Consider the following 16795-nt stretch of genomic DNA (forward strand, 5'->3'; position numbering starts at 1 on the left):
TGTGGCGTTTCCGGGGTGCGGCCCGCTCAGCCCGCGGGGTGGTCGTCGTGCCAGGCGCCGAGCTCCTCCAGCCGGCCGCGCAGCGCCTCGAAGAGCCCCGGCGGTGCGGCCACGGCCAGCTCACCGGAGAGCGGCTCCCCGGGCCGGCCGCCGGTGACCGCGCCGGCCTCCCGGGCGATCAGCTCGCCCGCGGCGTAGTCCCACGGGTTCAGCCCGCGCTCGTAGTAGCCGTCGAGCCGGCCCGCCGCCACATCGCAGAGGTCGATCGCGGCGGACCCGGAGCGCCGGACGTCCCGCAGGTCCGGCACCAGCGCGCGGAGCACCGCGGCCTGCCCGATCTTGCGCTCGCGGACATAGCCGAAGCCGGTGCCGATGAGGGCCCGGTCCAGCGGCGGCGCGGGATTGCAGCGCAGCCGCCGCTCGCCCCGGTACGCTCCCCCGCCCAGCACGGCCCGGGACGTCTCGCCCCGCACCGGCGCGGCCACCACGCCGGCCACCGTCTCGCCGCCGGCCTCGGCGGCGATGCTCACCGCCCAGTCGGGCCGCCCGTAGAGGTAGTTGACCGTGCCGTCGATGGGATCGACTATCCAGCGGACGCCGCTGCGGCCCGCGGTGTCCGCGCCCTCCTCGCCGAGGAGGCCGTCGTCCGGCCGCCGCTCCGCGAGGAAGTCCTTGATCAGCTTCTCCGAGGCGATGTCCATCTCGGTGACGACGTCGATGGCGCTGGTCTTGGTCGCGGCCACCCCGAGGTCCTCCGGGCGGCTGTCGCGCAGCAGCGCCCCGGCGCGCTCGGCGGCCTCCAGGGCGATCGGCAGCAGCTCCCGGCCCAGGGCTTCGAGGTCCGTGTCCCGGGCGCTCACCGCGCGGCTCCCGCGTACGGGTCGTCGGCGCCGGCCGCGGCCGGCTTCGGCGTCCGGCCCGGGCAGCAGCCCACCGGGCAGACGTCGTGGCTCGGGCCGAGGTCGCCCAGCGCGCAGCGGCGCACCTCCTCGCCGCGCTCGGCGGCCGCGCGCTCCAGGACCAGCTCCCGGATGCCGGCCACGAAGCGCGCGTCGGCGCCGACCGTGCCGGCCCGCGCCACCGGCAGGTCCAGCGCGGTGGCCTTCGCCATGGCCTCCGTGTCGAGGTCGTAGATGACCTCCATGTGGTCGGAGACGAAGCCGATGGGGACCATGACGACGGCGGGCGCGCCCGCGCCGTGCAACTCCTCCAGGTGGTCGCAGATGTCCGGCTCCAGCCAGGGGACGTGCGGGGCGCCGCTGCGCGACTGGTAGACGAGCCGCCACGGCCGCTCCACGCCGTCCGATCCACGCACCGCCTCCGCGATCAGCCGGGCGACGTCCAGGTGCTGCGCGACGTACGCGCCGCCGTCGCCGTGGCCCTCCGGCGGGCCGGAGGTGTCGGCCGAGGCCGTGGGAATGGAGTGGGTGGTGAACGCCAGATGGGCGCCCTCCCGCACCTCCTCCGGCAGCCCGGCGAGCGCCGTGAGCGCCGCCTCGGCCACGGGCTCGACGAAGCCCGGGTGGTTGAAGTAGTGCCGGAGCTTGTCGACCCGCGGCAGGGGCAGGCCCTCGGCCTCCAGGGCCGCGAGCGACGCTGCGAGGTTCTCGCGGTACTGCCGGCAGCCGGAGTAGGAGGCGTAGGCGCTGGTGGCCAGCGTGAGGACGCGGCGGTGACCGGCGGTGGCCATCTCCCGCAGGGTGTCCGTGAGATAGGGCGCCCAGTTGCGGTTGCCCCAGTACACGGGGAGGTCCAGGCCGTGCTCGGCGAAGTCCTTCCGGAGCGCGGCCAGCAGCTCGCGGTTCTGGTCGTTGATGGGGCTCACGCCCCCGAAGAGGAAGTAGTGCTGCCCCACTTCCTCCAGCCGCTCGCGGGGGATGCCCCGGCCGCGGGTGACGTTCTCCAGGAAGGGCACCACGTCGTCCGGCCCCTCGGGGCCGCCGAAGGAGAGGAGCAGCAGGGCGTCGTAGGGATCGGGGACTGACTGATCGGACATGCCGCCGATCCTGCCACCCGCCACCGACGGCCGGGAAAATACCCGGGCGTCCGGGCCCCGGACGGCCGTAGGCTGAGGCGCCCCCAGCCCCCAGCCAGGTCGCCGCCGGAGCCGTTACGTGCCCAGTCCCTACCGCGAGATCTTCGCGCACCCCGGCACCGGGGCGTTCTCCGCGGCCGGTCTCCTCGGGCGGATGCCGGCGGCCATGCTGGCCATCGGCGTCGTCACGATGATCTCCCGGCTGACGGGCCGTTACGGGCTGGCGGGGGCGGTCGCCGCGACGCTGGCCCTCTCCTCCGCCTGCCTGTCCCCGCGGATCTCCCGGCTGGTCGACCGGCACGGCCAGCGCCGGGTGCTGCGCCCCGCCCTGCTCGGCTCGGTGGCGGCCGTCACGGGACTGCTGGTCTCCGCCCGCCAGGGGCTGCCCGCCTGGACGCTCTTCGTCTTCGCCGCCGGAGCCGGCTGTGTGCCGCACATCGGCTCGATGATCCGCTCCCGCTGGGCCGCGCTCCACCGCGACTCACCGCGGATGCTGCACACCGCCTACTCCTGGGAGTCCCTGGTCGACGAGGTCTGCTTCGTCCTCGGGCCGCTGGTCTCCATCGGGCTGTCCACCCAGTGGTTCCCGGAGGCCGGGCCACTGGCCGCCCTGGTGTTCCTCATCGCGGGCGTCCTGTGGCTGACCTCCCAGCGCGCCACCGAGCCCGTGCCGCATCCCCGCGAGCAGCACACCGCGGGCTCGGCACTCCGCTCTCCCGGCCTGCGGGTGCTCGTGATGACCTTCGGCATCAGCGGAGCGATCTTCAGTTCGGTCGACGTGGTGACGGTGGCCTTCGCCGAGGAGGCCGGCCATCCGGCGCTGGCCGGACCCGTGCTGGCGGTGTACGCCCTGGGGTCGGGGCTGGCCGCCGGGGTGTTCGGGCTGCTGGACCTCAAGGGCGCGCCGTCCCGCCGGTGGCTGCTCGGGGTGTGGGCGATGGCGCTCTGCACGCTGCCCCTGCTGTCGGCCGGGAACCTGCTCGCGCTGGCCGCGGCCCTCTTCTTCGCCGGCATGACGATCGCCCCCACGGCGGTCACCACCATGGCCCTGGTCGCGCAGCACGTCCCCGCCGCCCGGCTGACCGAGGGCATGAGCTGGACGAGCACCGGCGTGCAGCTCGGCATCGCCGGCGGGGCGGCCGCCGGCGGCTGGGTGGTCGACGCGGCGGGGGCCGGGGCCGGATACTCGGTGCCCGTCGGGGCTGGACTTCTCGCGGCAGTGGTGGCATCCCTGGGATACCGCCGGCTCCGGCCGGCTCCGCGGCGGGAGAGAGTGGGAGCACATGACGCAGAAGACCGGCGACGCGTGGCGTAACTGGGCGGGGACGGTGGCGGCGCGGCCGCTGCGCTCCCCGGCCCCCGCGACCACCGACGAGGTGGCCCGGATCGTCAAGTCGGCGGCCGAGGAGGGGGTTCCGGTGAAGGCCGTCGGCACCGGCCACTCCTTCACCGCCGCCGCGGCCACCGACGGCGTGCTGATCCGCCCCGACCGGCTGACCGGGGTCCGGCGGATCGACCGCGACGCCGGGACGGTCACCGTGGCCGCGGGCACCCCGCTGTGGCAGCTCAACCAGACCCTGGCCGGTGCGGGCCTGTCGCTGACGAACATGGGCGACATCATGGCGCAGACGGCCGCCGGGGCCACGAGCACCGGGACGCACGGCACGGGGCGGGACTCCGGCTCCATATCCGCGCAGCTCACCGCCCTGGAACTGGTCACCGCCGACGGCTCGGTGCTGCAGTGCTCGCGCGAGGAGAACCCCGAGGTCTTCGCCGCGGCCCGGATCGGCCTCGGCGCGCTGGGGATCGTCACCGCCCTCACCTTCGCCGTCGAGCCGCTCTTCCTGCTCACCGCCCGCGAGGAGCCGATGCCGCTGGACCGGGTGCTCGCCGACTTCGATCAACTGACGTGGGAGAACGAGCACTTCGAGTTCTACTGGTTCCCGCACACGGAGCACTGCAACACCAAGCGGAACAACCGCAGCGCCGGTCCCCCCGCCCCGCTCGGCCGGATCGGCGGCTGGGTCGAGGACGAACTGCTCTCCAACGCCGCCTTCCAGCTGGTGTGTTCGGCGGGCCGCGCCGTGCCCGCCGCGATCCCGCGGATGGCCCGGATCACCGGCCGCGCGCTGTCGGCGCGCACCTACACCGACATTCCGTACAAGGTCTTCACCTGCCCGCGCCGGGTCCGGTTCGTGGAGATGGAGTACGCCGTCCCGCGCGCGGCGGGCATCGCCGCGCTGCGCGAGGTGAAGGCCCTCATCGAGCGCTCCGGTCTGCGCGTCGGTTTCCCCGTCGAGGTGCGCACCGCGCCGGCCGACGACATCACGCTCTCCACCGCGTCCGGCCGGGACAGCGTGTACATCGCCGTGCACCTGTACCGCGGCACCCCGCACCGGCCGTACTTCTCGGAGGTCGAGCGGATCATGACGGCCCATGAGGGGCGCCCGCACTGGGGGAAGCTGCACAGCCGGGACGCGGGCCAACTCGCCTCGGTGTACCCGCGCTTCGGCGAGTTCACGGCGCTGCGCGACCGGCTCGACCCGGAGCGGGTGTTCGGCAACGCGTATCTGCGGCGGGTCCTGGGCGACTGACGGACCGCCGCGCGTCGGCGCGTACCGGCTGCTGCCCCTTCGGCCGGATGTGCGACCGGGGGACGGGTCCGGGGCCCGGGCCGGTGGTCCGCGCGCCGGCGCCCGGCACTCCGTCACTCTGCGTCCACGCTCCCGCCGTACGGCTGCGCACCTCCGGAGCAGGACAAACGGAAGAGATGACTCCGGATCAGGAGGTTCCGTGAAACTCCGTCCGCGCACGATGACCCGTGCTCCCGCCGATCCGGTCCGGGCCGCAGAAGTGGGCGGCGTGCCAGTCCACCCGGGTGGGCTGAATGGAGTACTGTGGCGAATCCTGGCTCCGGCTCCCCGCCAGGCTGCCCGGATCCGCGAAAGCGGCCCGGAGCAGGGTTCGGACCGACGTAGTCGTGGCAGGACCTGGGTAGGGTGCATGGGACGGACGGCGCGGTCACGCATCGTGACATATGGGTTACCGCGTCACAACGGCGAGGAAGGGCCCCGGCCCGACACGCCGGGCAACTCGGCAATGCTGTGGCAGGCTGCACCCGGGCAGGCCACACTCGTCTAGCGGAAGCAGCGACGCACGTGACGTCGGCAGGCACCACCCGGGAGGTCCCCATGCCCGAACTGCGTGTCGTGGCCGTCAGCAACGACGGCACACGGCTGGTGCTGAAGGCTGCGGACAGCACGGAATACACCCTTCCGATCGATGAGCGGCTGCGCGCCGCCGTGCGGAACGACCGTGCCCGGCTGGGCCAGATCGAGATCGAGGTCGAGAGCCACCTCCGCCCCCGGGACATCCAGGCGCGGATAAGGGCGGGTGCCTCCGCCGAGGAGGTCGCGCAGCTCGCCGGCATCCCCGTCGAGCGGGTGCGCCGCTTCGAGGGCCCGGTGCTCGCCGAGCGCGCGTTCATGGCCGAGCGGGCCCGCAAGACCCCGGTCCGCCGCCCGGGCGAGAACACCGGGCCCCAGCTCGGCGAGGCCGTCGCGGAGCGCCTGATGCTGCGCGGCGCGGAGAAGGACACCGTCCAGTGGGACTCCTGGCGGCGCGACGACGGCACCTGGGAGGTGCTGCTCGCCTACCGGGTCGCCGGTGAACCGCACTCCGCGAGCTGGACCTACGACCCCCCGCGCCGGCTGGTGCAGGCGGTGGACGACGAGGCCCGCTCGCTGATCGGGGACACGGACGACACCCCCGAGCCGAGCATCCCGTTCGTTCCCCGGATCGCCCGGCTCCCCCGGGACCGGCCGATGGACCGTACCGTCCCGATCGACCGCTCGGAGCGGCCGGACCGCGCGCTGTCCGCCCGCTCGGAGGCCGACGAGACCGCCGAGCGGGAGAGCCGCGACCGCGACTCGCTGACCAGCCTGCTGGAGGCGGTGCCGAGCTTCCGGGGCGACATGGTGGTACCGGAGCAGACGTCGCCGTCCCGGGCCGAGCCCGCCGACAGCCCTCCGGACGACGAGCCGGCCGCCGCCGAGGAGCCCGCGGCACCGCCCGCCGCCGCGGCGAGCGCCGGCTCGGCGTACGCCGACGTGCTGATGCCCCGCGCCGTGGCGGGTCACCGGGACCGGCTCACCGGCACGACGGACCGGCAGGCGGAGGCGGACGGCGTCCGTCCCGGCCGCCGCGCGGCCGTACCGAGCTGGGACGAGATCGTCTTCGGCACCCGCCGCAAGAAGCAGGAGTAGCCGGAGCCCTCCGGCGACGAGCCCGGTGGCCGGGACCCGCGCGTCGCCGCGGGCCCCGGCCACCGGGCGTTCGTACGGGCCGGGGGCCGCCCCGGGCCGGGGCCGCCGGGCGGCGTCAGCCCGGGTCGGCGCCCGTGGCGACCGGGCGGTCAGGATCGGCGCACCACTCACTCCAGGAGCCGGGGTACAGGGCCGCCGTAATGCCCGCCAGTTCCAGCGCGAGCACCTCCTGTGCCGCCGAGACCCCGGAGCCGCAGTACACGCCCACGGGCACGTCACCGCGGATCCCGAGAGCGGCGAAGCGTCCGGCGAGCTCGCCCGCCGGACGCAACCGGCCCCCGGCGGTGATGTTGCCGGCCGTCGGCGCGGACAGCGCACCCGGGATGTGGCCCGCCACCGGGTCGACCGGTTCGACCTCGCCGCGGTAGCGCTCGGCCGCGCGGGCGTCCAGCAGCACGCCCTTGCGCGCCAGTTCGGCCGCCTCGTCCGCGCCGAGCACCGGCAGACCGCCCGGGTCGGGCTCGAACGTGCCCTCCGCCGGGGCGGGTTCGGACGTCTCCAGCGGGCCGCCGATCTCCCGCCAGGCGCGGAGACCGCCGTCGAGCACACGGACCGAGGGGTGCCCGGCCCAGCGGAGCAGCCACCACGCGCGGGCCGCGCCCCAGCCCTGCGCGTCGTCGTACACCACGACCGGACGGCCGGAGGAGACACCGGCCCGCCGCATCGCGGCCCCGAGGACGGCCGGGTCCGGCAGCGGGTGCCGGCCGCCGCTCCCGGGCGGTCCGGCGAGCTCGGCCTCCAGGTCCACGTAGACGGCGCCGGGGATGTGGCCCTCCTCGTACGCCGCTCTGCCCGGTGGGCCGCCCAGCTGCCAGCGCACGTCGAGGAGGACCGCCGGGGAGCCGCCCGCCGCCTCCCGGGCCAGATCGGATGCGGTGATGAGGGTGTCCATGTCCCCATCTTCGCGTAGGCCGGCTGCGTACCGGACCGACTCCGGAAACCAGCCGTACGTCGGGCAGTTGTCGGACAGCCGGACCGCCGGCACGGATACGCAACGGCAAAGTGGGCATCCTTGACCCCAAAGCCATGGAACGCGGCGCGGCCGTCTCCCTCGGCGCGGCAGCTGGTGCAAGCATGAGGCCGGGCGCCCTCCCACCGCGACGACGTGCGCCCGGTCCCGCCCGGATCCGAACGCCCCGAGGAGAGTAGTGACGATGACCGAGGCAGCCACGCCGCGTACACCGGGAACACCCTGCTGGGTGAGCCTGATGGCGCACAACCTGGCGGCGACCCAGGACTTCTACGGCGCCCTGTTCGGCTGGAGCTTCGTGCCCGCGCCGCGGCAGCTCGGGCCGTATGTCCGCGCCCAGCTGGGCGGACGCGAGGTCGCCGGGGTGGGGGAGCTGTCGGGCGGGCGCGAGCTGCCGGTCGCCTGGACCACCTATCTGGCCACCGACGACGCGGACGCGACGGCCGAGCTGATCCGTGCCTGCGGCGGTACGGTCGCCGTCGGCCCGCTGGACGCGGGAGACGCGGGGCGGCTGGCGATCGCCTCGGACCCGTTCGGCGCGGTCTTCGGGATCTGGCAGGGGCTGGCCCTGGCCGGAGCCCAGGCTTCCGGTGAGCCGGGCACCCAGACCTGGAACGATCTCCAGCAGCAGGACTTGGCGGCCGCGAAGTTCTACGAGGCGGTCTTCGGCTACGACAGCGCGGCGAACGGCCCCGAGGAGATCACGCTCTCCCTGGCCGGCCGGCCCGTGGCCGCCGTTCGGGAGCTGGGCGAGGAGCCGGTCCGGGGGCACGGGCCGCGCTGGATGACGTACTTCGAGTCGGCCGATCCGGATGCCGACGCGCGCCGGGTGGCCGGTCTGGGCGGCCGCCTGCTGGCGCCGCCGCACGACCAGCCGCTCGGGCGGGTGGCCACGGTCGCCGACCCCGAGGGCGCGGTCTTCAATCTGCTGCGGACGGCCCGCTGACGACGGGCCCTTCTCCGCGGTCGACCGGGAGGACGTCCGGGGAGAGCGCGGCGGCGCGGGCCGCGGCCGACGTCATCCGGCGTTGGTGGTGGCGGCGGCACAGCACCTCGTAGCCGGTCTCGGCCCCGGACAGGCCGACGTCCCCGACGACCACCTGCTCGCCCTCCACGACCATCCGGCCGCCGGACGTGCGGGCGTTGTGGGTGGCCCGCGCGCCGCACCAGCAGAGCGCCTCGACCTGCAGGGTCTCGATGCGGTCGGCGAGTTCGACCAGCCGCTGCGAGCCGGGGAAGAGCTTGGAGCGGAAGTCGGTCGTGATGCCGAAGGCGAAGACGTCGACGCCCAGATCGTCGACGACCCGGGCGAGTTGGTCGATCTGCGCGGGCGAGAGGAACTGCGCCTCGTCAGCGATCACGTAGTCGGCGCGGCCGCCCGCGGAGAGGTGGCCGACGAGATGGGCGTAGAGGTCGAGGTCCGCGGCCGCCTCGATGGCCTCGGTGACGAGGCCCAGCCGGGAGGAGAGCTTGCCCTCGCCGGCCCGGTCGTCCCGGGTGAAGATCAGGCCCTGGAGGCCGCGCGCCGACCGGTTGTGCTCGATCTGCAGGGCGAGAGTCGACTTCCCGCAGTCCATCGTGCCGCTGAAGAAGACCAGTTCGGGCATCGGGGGTGGAGGGCCTTTCGGTTCGGGGTCGCCGCCGGTCGCACCGGGGCCCGCGGATCGAGCACAACCGGTCGCCGCGCGGTCAGGAGCGTACTTCGAGCAGCGGGACGAGCTGTTCGGCGGCCGTCATCGAACCGTGCAGCCCCACCATCGAGGACTCGTTGGGCTCGGTGCGGGACGCGGTGATCGCCACGTCGGCACAGGCCGCGGCGACGACATCGCCGATGCGGCCGTACACGCGCTCCTCCACGGGGCCGAACCAGCCCGCCTCGACGGCTTCGTCGCGGCTCGCGACCCACATCCGGTCGCCGAGCACCTCGCGCCAGACGGCGACGACGTCACCGGCGGCGCCGGGGACGGCGTAGACGTGCCGGGCGCGGGCCTCGCCGCCGAGGATCGCGACGCCGGCACGCAGCTCCCAGTCCTCGTCGAAGTCGATCCGGGACTCCTCGTCGAACGGGATGTCGACCATCCCGTGGTCGGCGGTGATGTAGAGCGCCGAGCGGGGCGGCAGTTGCTCGGCGAGGCGCTGCGCGAGCCGGTCCGTGTAGGCGAGTTCGGCGAGCCATTCGTCGGAGCCGGTGCCGTGGCGGTGCCCCTTGCCGTCCACCTCGCTGTAGTACGTGTAGACGAGCGAGCGGCCCGCGGCGCCGAGTTCCTCCGCGGCGAGGTCCATCCGCTCCTCGCCGGTCAGCCGGCCGTGGAAGGTGCCGCCGCTGAGCGCCACCCGGGTCAGCGGGGTGGTCTCGAATCCGGGCGCGGAGACCTGGCAGGTGTGGATCCCGGCAGCGTCCGCGCGCTGGAAGACCGTCGGGTACGGCTGCCAGACGTGCGGGTCGGTCCAGGGCCGCCAGCGGAGCTGGTTCATCAGCACGCCGCTCGCCGGGTCCAGGACGGTGTAGCCGGCCAGGCCGTGCGCGCCGGGCGGCAGGCCGGTGCCGACGGAGGCGAGGGAGGTGGCCGTGGTGGAGGGAAAGCACGCGGTGAGGGGCCCGCCGGTGCCGCCGTTGGAGCCGGCCAGCAGGGAGGTCAGGAACGGGGCCTCGCCGGGGTGGGCCCTCAGCAGCTCCCAGCCGAGGCCGTCCACGAGGAAGACGCAGTTCCGGTCGGCCGGCTCCAGTCCGAGCCCGGCGCTCAGGCCCGGAACCCCCTGGCCGGCGGCGAGGGTCGGCAGCAGCTCGGCGAGCGAGCCGGCCCCGTAGGCCGGTGCGGGGGCCGAGCGCGGATCGAGCGGGGCGGGGTCCTGCCAGGCGGAGCCGGCGGTGGCGGGCTGGGCCATCAGCGGGCGGCGGTGGAGGCCACGGTGGCCTCGGAGAGCGACTGCGCGAAGGCGAGCGTCTGGCGGACGGAGTCGGGTCCGTCGCCGGCCTCGCTGACCCGCAGGCTGAGGTCGTCGGCGGTGGAGTTCCCGGTGTAGCCGTGGTCGGCCTCGCAGCCCGGGTCGCCGCAGGCGGCGGGCTCCAGGTCGATGCGGTTGACCGCGCCCCAGCCGATGGTCAGGACGACCTCGCGGGGCAGCGTGCCCGGGGTGTACGACTCGGGGTTGGCCACGACCCGGCTGAGCACCACGGAGGAGATCCGCTCCAGCCGCACCGACTCCGTGGAGGTGGTCGCGTACGGGGAGGGAGAGGTGCCGTCGGCGGCCTGCTCGTCGGTGTGGCTGACGATGAACCGGGTGCGGGTCAGCACGAGTACGGTGACATGGCGGCGGACCTCGTTGGAGTCGAAGGTCGTCTCCTGGTGGACCAGGTACGAGGTGACCGGTTCGCCGCCCACGGCGGCCTCCACCGCCTCGGCCACCAGGGCCGGGTAGTAACCGCTGCGCTCGATCGCCGAGCGCAGCCCTTGGGTCGTCGTGCCGGTCTTCGCCATGGCCCCATCCTACGGGGCGGCGGCACCGCCCGAGGAACGGCGGCACCGCCCGAAGAACGGCGGCACCGCCCGGCGGCCGGCCCCCGGCCGCCCGCGGACGGCTCAGTAGACGGGCAGCCGGCGCGGCCCCATGTCGGAGCCGGTGGGCGGGGCCGCGAGCCGTACGGAGGCGCCGAGCACGCTCAGCCCGTGGGCGGCGACGACGACCGGTTCCAGCTCCACCGCGACCACCTCGGGGTGGTCGTCGACCAGCCGGGAGAGCCGGAGCAGCAGTTCCTCCAGGGCCGCGGTGTCCACCGGGTCCGCTCCGCGCCAGCCGAAGAGGAGCGGCGCGGCCCGGATGGACCGGATCAGCTCGGCGGCGTCCCGGTCGGTGGCGGGCAGCAGCCGGTGCGCGATGTCGCCGAGCAGTTCGGAGGGCGCGCCGGAGAGGCCGAAGGAGAGCACGGCGCCGGCCGCGGGGTCGATCGCCGCCCGGACGACGGTGTCGACGCCGCGGGGCACCATGGCCTGCACCACGGGGCGCAGTTCCTCCGGCTTCCCCAGGAAGTCCGTGAACTCCCGGTAGGCGCGGCGCAGGGCCTCCTCGGTGGTGAGGTCGAGCCGGACGCCGCCGAGGTCGGCGCGGTGGCGCAGATGCGGGGCGGTGGTCTTCAGCGCGACCGGGTAGCCGAGGGTGGCCGCGGCCCGGGCGGCGGTGTCCGCGTCGGGCGCGGGCAGCGCGGGCCGGACGGCGATGCCGTACCGGGCGAGCAGGGAGGCGGCGCGGTCGGCGGGGAGCGGGAAGCTGCGGGCGTCCCGGTCGCCGGCGGCGGCGAGCAGGTCGTCGATCTCGGTGCCCGCCCCGGCCTCGTCGATGTCCTCGTACTCGGGGACCCGGCCCGGTTCGGCGGCCGTCCGGCGCCAGGCGGCGTAGCGAACGGCCTCGGCGAGCGCCCGTACGGCCCGTTCGGCCGCGGGGTAGGCGGGGACGCCCGAACCGCGGGGGGTGCCGTCGGCCTCCGTGTCCGCGTCCGCGGCGGCGGACGCCCCGGTGGCCGCCGCGGGGTCCTCCCCGGAGGCGCCGAGGGCGGCCGCGAGCCCGTCCATCTCCAGGTGGGCCACCACGACCGGCTTGCCGGCGCCGCCCGCCCGGACGGCGTCGCGCAGGGCGGCGGCCAGCTCCGGGCCCTCGTCGGGCGAGGGGCCGTCGCTCTCGCCGACCCAGGGGATGGCGGTGACGACGACCGCGTCGCAGGCGTCGTCGGCGAGCGCCGCGGCGAGCGCCGCGCGGAAGTCGTCGGGGGTGGCCTGGGTGGTGAGGTCGAGCGGGGTGAGCGGGCGGAGCCGTTCGGTGAGGCAGGCGTCGTAGGCGAGCAGGCCGAGGGATTCGGAGTTGCCGAGGATGGCCACCCGTGGTCCGTCCGGCAGGGGCTGGCCGGCCAGCAGCAGGCCGGTGTCGACGAGTTCGGTGACGGTGTCGACGCGGATCACTCCCGCCTGCCGGAAGAGCGCCGAGACGGTGGCGTCGGGGATGCGGGCGCTGGGCACGGCGTGCCCGGTGGGGGCGGCGCCGCTGTGCCGGGCGCCCTTGACCACGACGACCGGCTTCGCGGCGGCCGTGCGGCGGGCGAGGCGGGTGAACTTCCGCGGGTTGCCGATGGATTCCAGGTACATCAGGACGACGTCGGTGGCCGGGTCGTCGTGCCAGAACTGGAGGACGTCGTTGCCGGAGACGTCGGCGCGGTTGCCCGCCGAGACGAATGTCGAGGTGCCGATGTGGCCGGCGCCGCGCCGGTGCAGCGCGGAGAGCAGGGCGATGCCGATGGCGCCGGACTGGGTGAAGAGGCCGATGTGCCCGGGCGGCGGCAGTTCGGGGGCGAGGGAGGCGTTGAGGCGTACGCCGGGCGCGGTGTTGAGGATGCCGAAGGCGTTCGGGCCGATGATGCGCATGCCGTACGAGCGGGCCTGGCGGACCAGTTCGCGCTGCCGCTCGCGCCCCTCGGGTCCGCTCTCGCCGTAGCCGGAGGAGATGACGACCAGGCCCTGCACGCCGTGTTCGCCGCAGTCGGCGACCACGGCGGGCACGGACTCCGCGGGGACGGCGACGACGGCGAGGTCCACGGCCTCGCCGATCTCCCCGACGGTGCGGTGGGCGGGCACGCCCTCCGGCTCCAGGGTGCCCGGGCCCTCGGGGAAGGCCCGGTTGACGGCGTGCACGCGGCCGGTGAAGCCGCCGTGCAGCAGGGCGCGGAGAACGGCGCGGCCCATGCCGCCGGGCCGGCGTCCGGTGCCGATCACGGCGACCGAGCCGGGGGCCAGCAGCCGCTGGACGGACCGGGCCTCGGCGCGCTGCTCGCGGCTGCGCTGCACGGCCACGGAGCGGTCGGTGGGTTCGAGGTCGAACTCCAGCCGGACGACGCCGTCCTCGAAGTGGCGCTTCTGGGTGTAGCCGGCGTCCGTGAACACCTTGATCATCTTGGTGTTGGCGGGCAGCACTTCGGCGGCGAAGCGGCGGATGCCGCGTTCGCGGGCGACGGCGGCGATGTGTTCGAGGAGGGCGGAGGCGAGGCCGCGGCCCTGGTGGGCGTCCTGGACGAGGAAGGCGACCTCGGCCTCGTCGGCCGGGCCGGAGGCGGGCCGTCCGGTGGCGTCGATGCGGTCGTACCGCACGGTGGCGATGAACTCCCCGCCCACGACGGCCGCCAGGCCGACCCGGTCGACGTAGTCGTGGTGGGTGAAGCGGTGGACATCGCGGTCGGACAGCCGGGGGTACGGCGCGAAGAAGCGGTAGTACTTGGACTCGTCCGAGACCTGCTCGTAGAAGTCGACCAGGCGCTTCGCGTCGTCCTCGGTGATGGGGCGGATGTGGGCGGTGCCGCCGTCGCGCAGGACGACGTCGGCTTCCCAGTGGGCCGGATAGACGTGCTCCGACGGCGTTTCCATGGGGCCAAGCGTACGGGTGTGCGGCCCGGCGCGCGGGGTGCCGCGCGCCGGTGGCGCCGGCCCGGGCCGGCGGACGGCCGTTCCGGCCCCGCCCGGGAGCGGGCGCGGGGCCCCGGTACGGTGACCGCAGGCCGGCCCGGGCACTTGCGGCGCCGTGCCAGAATGGTCTAGACAACTTACGCTCACGGATTACCCGTTTCCTGCGACCGAAGGGCACCACCATGGCAGAGCGCCGCGTCACCGTCGGCTGGGCCGAGGGGCTGCACGCCCGTCCCGCCTCGATCTTCGTCCGCGCGGCGACCGCCTCCGGCGTTCCCGTGACGATCGCCAAGGGCGACAGCTCCCCGGTCAACGCCGCCTCGATGCTCGCGGTGCTCAGCCTGGGCGCCCAGGGCGGCGAGGAGATCGTCCTCGCCTCCGAGGCCGAGGGCGCGGACGCCGCGCTCGACCGGCTGGCCAAGCTGGTCTCGGAAGGTCTGGAGGAGCTGCCGGAAACGGTCTGAGACCGGGGCCGGCCCCGGCGGTCCGGGCGGCCCCTCCGGCGGGAAGCCTTCCGGGCCGCCGGGCGCGGCGAACAGCGCACGCCGGAGCCGCGGTTGCCCCTCGGGGGCGGCCGCGGCTTCCGTGCGCGGCCCGTGCCCGCCCCGCTCGAGGGCGTGCCGGGAAAACAATCCGGCGTCCTCACGGCAACCGCTTCTTCTCGCCCACCCGATATCCGCGTTCCCGCCCCTATACGCGTCCCGTCCGCGCCTTCCCCGCTTCTTCGCCCCCTTTTCCCACGCCCGCATTACGCCCGCATTGTTAATTCTGGACGCGTTCCGTGTTGACGGATTGTTTCGGATTCCTCACCGCGGCCGGACGGCGCAGCCGGCTGCCCTCCGGTGGCGCGAGTTCGGTGTGCGCCGCCATGAGGGCCCGGGCACGCGCCGCGTCCCCCCGCGCGACGGCGTCCACGATGGCGCCGCGCTCCGTCCAGGTGTCGGCCGTGGGCGCCGACCGCGGGACCGCGTACACCCACGCGATCTTGCGGCGGACCTGGGTGAGCAGGGCGATCAGACTGGGACTGCCCGAGGCCTGGGCCAGCGTCTCGTGGAACCAGGCGTCCAGCGAGCGCAGATCCGCCGCCTGCCCGTGGCGCGCCCGCTCCCGCCCGAGCACCACCAGCCCGCGCAGCACCTTGAGATGCGCCTCGGTGCGGCGCTGCGCCGCCCGCCCCGCGGCCAGCGGCTCCAGCAGGGAGCGGATCTCCAGCAGGTCGGCGGCCTCCCGCTCCGTCGGCTCGGCCACACAGGCGCCCGCGTGCCGCCGCGTGGTGACGAACCCCTCGGACTCCAGGGCCCGCAGGGCCTCCCGCACCGGGACCCGAGAGACACCGTAGCGGCGCGCGAGCAGCTCCTCGGTGAGGCGGCTGCCGAAGGGATACGCCCCGGCGACGATGTCGTCGCGGATCGCATGGCGCACCGCGTGCGCCGGAATACGGCGGCCGGCGGGCGGCGAATCACCGTTCATCTCCGACTCCGCATTTCCGGACCTCCACTGGAATTCCCGTGGAACACAGGGCTCGACATTCCCGAACTGTATTGCAGGACGCGGAATATGGTGACGAGGGTGCGCGCCGGTGCATTGCGATCCGGCCAGGAAACCGGCCACGGCGGGAAGCGGCCCGGACGGCCCGGGCCGTCCGGAGCCGGATACGCGGAAGACCCCGGCCGGGAGGGCCGGGGTCTCGCGTCGCGCCGAGCGTCAGACCGAGACGCCGTGCGAACGCAGGTACGCCACGGGGTCGATGTCGGAGCCGTACTCGGCGGTGGTGCGGGCCTCGAAGTGGAGGTGCGCACCGAAGGAGTTGCCGGTGTTCCCGGCGAGACCGATCTGCTGGCCGGGCGTGACCGCCTGGCCCGCGGTGACGTTGAGGGCGGACAGGTGCCCGTACTGGGTGTAGGTGCCGTCGTTCATCCTGATGACGACGCTGTTGCCGTAGGAGCCGTCCCAGCCGGCCTCGACGACGGTGCCCGAACCCACGGACTTGACCGGGGTGCCCTCGGCGGCCTTGAAGTCGATCCCGGTGTGGCTGCCGGAGGACCAGGCGGCACCGGAGGCGTGGTACTGGGTGGAGACGAAGCTGCCGTCGACCGGCAACACGAAGGTGTTGAGGCGCTTGCGCTCGGCCTCGCGGGCGGCCCGCTCCTTGGCGGCGCGCTCCTCCTTGGCCCGGGCGTCGGCGATCCGCTTGGCCTCGGCGGCCTCACGCCTGGCCGCGGCCTCGGCCCGCTCCATGGTGGCGGCCACGTCGGCGGCGGACTGCTGGGCCTCGGCCTGGTCGCCGATCCGCTCGCCGAGGGTGTCGTCGAGGACGACCGCCTGGCGGAGCCCGGTGTCCGCGGCCCCGCGGGCACTGTCGTCGGCGGCGAACGCCGGGGAGGCGAGGGTGGCGGCCACGCCACTGGTGGCGAGGGTGGCCATGCCGGCGACGCGCGCGGGGCGGATGCTGCGACGGCTCGGACGGCGGTGCTTCCCGGTGGTACGGGTGGGCGGCATAGGGTGCGGCTGTCCTTTCCTTCCTTCTCGCCTACCGGGTTAGCTGACGGGTTCGGAGCAGGAAGGTCTCCTACGGGCCCCTCGCGGGGAGGCGCCCGATTCACCCCAAGGGACCGGACCGTTCCCGTACCGCCGTCGGCGGTGTGGGGCGGCCCGTCCCGCACCGGTGAGGTGCGGGAAGGAGGGTCCCCGGCTCCCCTGGCTCGCGCCATGGGGACTCGGCGATGACTGCCCGGTGCCGCGGTTTGCGGCGAAGTGCCCGGCCGGACAGCCGGATCGACGCTAAGACGGACGGCTCCGCCGCGCCAAACAAAACCGGCTTTTTGTTGCGGAGGCCACAGGAGAGAACACCCGCACCGCGGCAAAACGGGCCAAACGGCGGCGCTCCCCGCCGGACGGCACGGCGGAATCGGCGCCTCCGCCGGGCCCGCCGCCGGCCCCTCGCGCGCCGTACCGGCGTGACCGGAAAACGGCCGTGACGGACCGCCGGTTCCGACGGTGCGTCACGGCCGCGTGCCGACAG

The 16795-nt window shown here is 74.9% G+C and carries 14 protein-coding genes and 1 riboswitch; of the genes, 5 read left to right on the forward strand and 9 right to left on the reverse strand.

The window, feature by feature from the left end; translation table 11 throughout:
• Window positions 1-26: 26 nt before the first annotated feature.
• On the reverse strand, window positions 27-860 hold the full coding sequence (locus E4N63_RS07980) for an inositol monophosphatase family protein (RefSeq protein ID WP_228430118.1): 834 nt from the start codon (window positions 858-860) through the stop codon (window positions 27-29).
• The gene (locus E4N63_RS07985) at window positions 857-1996 is read right to left on the reverse strand and encodes a ferrochelatase (RefSeq protein ID WP_230240319.1); all 1140 of its coding nucleotides are present in this window, start codon (window positions 1994-1996) and stop codon (window positions 857-859) included. Before E4N63_RS07985 ends, E4N63_RS07980 begins: the two co-directional genes overlap by 4 nt.
• Window positions 1997-2114: 118 nt before the next feature.
• On the opposite strand from E4N63_RS07985, the gene E4N63_RS07990 reads away from it, so the two are divergent.
• From E4N63_RS07990 to sepH, 3 genes are all read left to right on the forward strand, one after another.
• Window positions 2115-3350, forward strand: a complete 1236-nt coding sequence (locus E4N63_RS07990; RefSeq protein WP_230240320.1) for an MFS transporter — start codon at window positions 2115-2117, stop codon at window positions 3348-3350.
• Complete coding sequence (locus E4N63_RS07995) at window positions 3319-4629, forward strand: D-arabinono-1,4-lactone oxidase (RefSeq protein ID WP_230240321.1); 1311 nt, start codon at window positions 3319-3321, stop codon at window positions 4627-4629. Before E4N63_RS07990 ends, E4N63_RS07995 begins: the two co-directional genes overlap by 32 nt.
• A 564-nt stretch (window positions 4630-5193) precedes the next feature.
• A complete protein-coding gene (gene sepH / locus E4N63_RS08000) occupies window positions 5194-6300 on the forward strand; it encodes a septation protein SepH (protein ID WP_125621601.1) in 1107 nt (368 codons plus the stop codon).
• A 115-nt stretch (window positions 6301-6415) separates the two neighbouring features.
• Here the strand turns inward: sepH and E4N63_RS08005 are convergent, their stop codons facing one another.
• Window positions 6416-7252 carry a sulfurtransferase gene (locus tag E4N63_RS08005; RefSeq protein WP_230240322.1) on the reverse strand — a complete coding sequence of 279 codons (837 nt, stop codon included), beginning with the start codon at window positions 7250-7252 and terminating at the stop codon, window positions 6416-6418.
• A gap of 262 nt (window positions 7253-7514) precedes the next feature.
• Here E4N63_RS08005 and E4N63_RS08010 point away from each other — a divergent pair, with 262 nt between their 5' ends.
• The gene (locus tag E4N63_RS08010) at window positions 7515-8276 is read left to right on the forward strand and encodes a VOC family protein (RefSeq protein ID WP_125621597.1); all 762 of its coding nucleotides are present in this window, start codon (window positions 7515-7517) and stop codon (window positions 8274-8276) included.
• Here E4N63_RS08010 and E4N63_RS08015 read toward each other — a convergent pair.
• From E4N63_RS08015 to E4N63_RS08030, 4 genes are all read right to left on the reverse strand, one after another.
• Window positions 8251-8937 (reverse strand): thymidine kinase, encoded by a 687-nt coding sequence (locus E4N63_RS08015; protein WP_125621595.1) that lies wholly within the window; start codon window positions 8935-8937, stop codon window positions 8251-8253. The genes E4N63_RS08010 and E4N63_RS08015 overlap by 26 nt on opposite strands.
• A gap of 82 nt (window positions 8938-9019) precedes the next feature.
• Complete coding sequence (locus tag E4N63_RS08020; protein WP_125621593.1) at window positions 9020-10216, reverse strand: alkaline phosphatase family protein; 1197 nt, start codon at window positions 10214-10216, stop codon at window positions 9020-9022.
• Window positions 10216-10809 carry a DUF5998 family protein gene (locus E4N63_RS08025; protein ID WP_019709692.1) on the reverse strand — a complete coding sequence of 198 codons (594 nt, stop codon included), beginning with the start codon at window positions 10807-10809 and terminating at the stop codon, window positions 10216-10218. Before E4N63_RS08025 ends, E4N63_RS08020 begins: the two co-directional genes overlap by 1 nt.
• Before the next feature lie 102 nt (window positions 10810-10911).
• Window positions 10912-13734, reverse strand: coding sequence for a bifunctional GNAT family N-acetyltransferase/acetate--CoA ligase family protein (locus tag E4N63_RS08030; protein ID WP_230240323.1), 2823 nt, complete (start codon window positions 13732-13734; stop codon window positions 10912-10914).
• A gap of 221 nt (window positions 13735-13955) precedes the next feature.
• Between E4N63_RS08030 and E4N63_RS08035 the strand changes: the two genes are divergently transcribed.
• Window positions 13956-14237 (forward strand): HPr family phosphocarrier protein, encoded by a 282-nt coding sequence (locus tag E4N63_RS08035; RefSeq protein ID WP_125621589.1) that lies wholly within the window; start codon window positions 13956-13958, stop codon window positions 14235-14237.
• Between the two features lie 298 nt (window positions 14238-14535).
• Here the strand turns inward: E4N63_RS08035 and E4N63_RS08040 are convergent, their stop codons facing one another.
• Together E4N63_RS08040 and E4N63_RS08045 are read right to left on the reverse strand one after the other, a co-directional pair.
• Entirely contained in the window at window positions 14536-15243 is a 708-nt protein-coding gene (locus E4N63_RS08040) for a GntR family transcriptional regulator (RefSeq protein ID WP_230240324.1), read from the reverse strand.
• Between the two features lie 234 nt (window positions 15244-15477).
• A complete protein-coding gene (locus tag E4N63_RS08045; protein WP_125621585.1) occupies window positions 15478-16272 on the reverse strand; it encodes a M23 family metallopeptidase in 795 nt (264 codons plus the stop codon).
• Window positions 16273-16286: 14 nt separating this feature from the next.
• Window positions 16287-16506: riboswitch (cyclic di-AMP (ydaO/yuaA leader) on the reverse strand.
• Window positions 16507-16795: the final 289 nt, after the last annotated feature.

The sequence above is a fragment of the Streptomyces sp. MNU89 genome (genome assembly GCF_020982505.1).
Lineage (GTDB): Bacteria > Actinomycetota > Actinomycetes > Streptomycetales > Streptomycetaceae > Streptomyces > Streptomyces xinghaiensis.

Coding starts and splice junctions, on each gene's coding strand:
- E4N63_RS07985 (WP_230240319.1), bottom strand. CDS start 1,996: ATGTCCGATCAGTCAGTCCCCGATCCCTACGACGCCCTGCTGCTCCTC.
- E4N63_RS07995 (WP_230240321.1), top strand. CDS start 3,319: ATGACGCAGAAGACCGGCGACGCGTGGCGTAACTGGGCGGGGACGGTG.
- E4N63_RS08005 (WP_230240322.1), bottom strand. CDS start 7,252: ATGGACACCCTCATCACCGCATCCGATCTGGCCCGGGAGGCGGCGGGC.
- E4N63_RS08010 (WP_125621597.1), top strand. CDS start 7,515: ATGACCGAGGCAGCCACGCCGCGTACACCGGGAACACCCTGCTGGGTG.
- E4N63_RS08015 (WP_125621595.1), bottom strand. CDS start 8,937: ATGCCCGAACTGGTCTTCTTCAGCGGCACGATGGACTGCGGGAAGTCG.
- E4N63_RS08020 (WP_125621593.1), bottom strand. CDS start 10,216: ATGGCCCAGCCCGCCACCGCCGGCTCCGCCTGGCAGGACCCCGCCCCG.
- E4N63_RS08025 (WP_019709692.1), bottom strand. CDS start 10,809: ATGGCGAAGACCGGCACGACGACCCAAGGGCTGCGCTCGGCGATCGAG.
- E4N63_RS08030 (WP_230240323.1), bottom strand. CDS start 13,734: ATGGAAACGCCGTCGGAGCACGTCTATCCGGCCCACTGGGAAGCCGAC.
- E4N63_RS08035 (WP_125621589.1), top strand. CDS start 13,956: ATGGCAGAGCGCCGCGTCACCGTCGGCTGGGCCGAGGGGCTGCACGCC.
- E4N63_RS08040 (WP_230240324.1), bottom strand. CDS start 15,243: ATGAACGGTGATTCGCCGCCCGCCGGCCGCCGTATTCCGGCGCACGCG.
- E4N63_RS08045 (WP_125621585.1), bottom strand. CDS start 16,272: ATGCCGCCCACCCGTACCACCGGGAAGCACCGCCGTCCGAGCCGTCGC.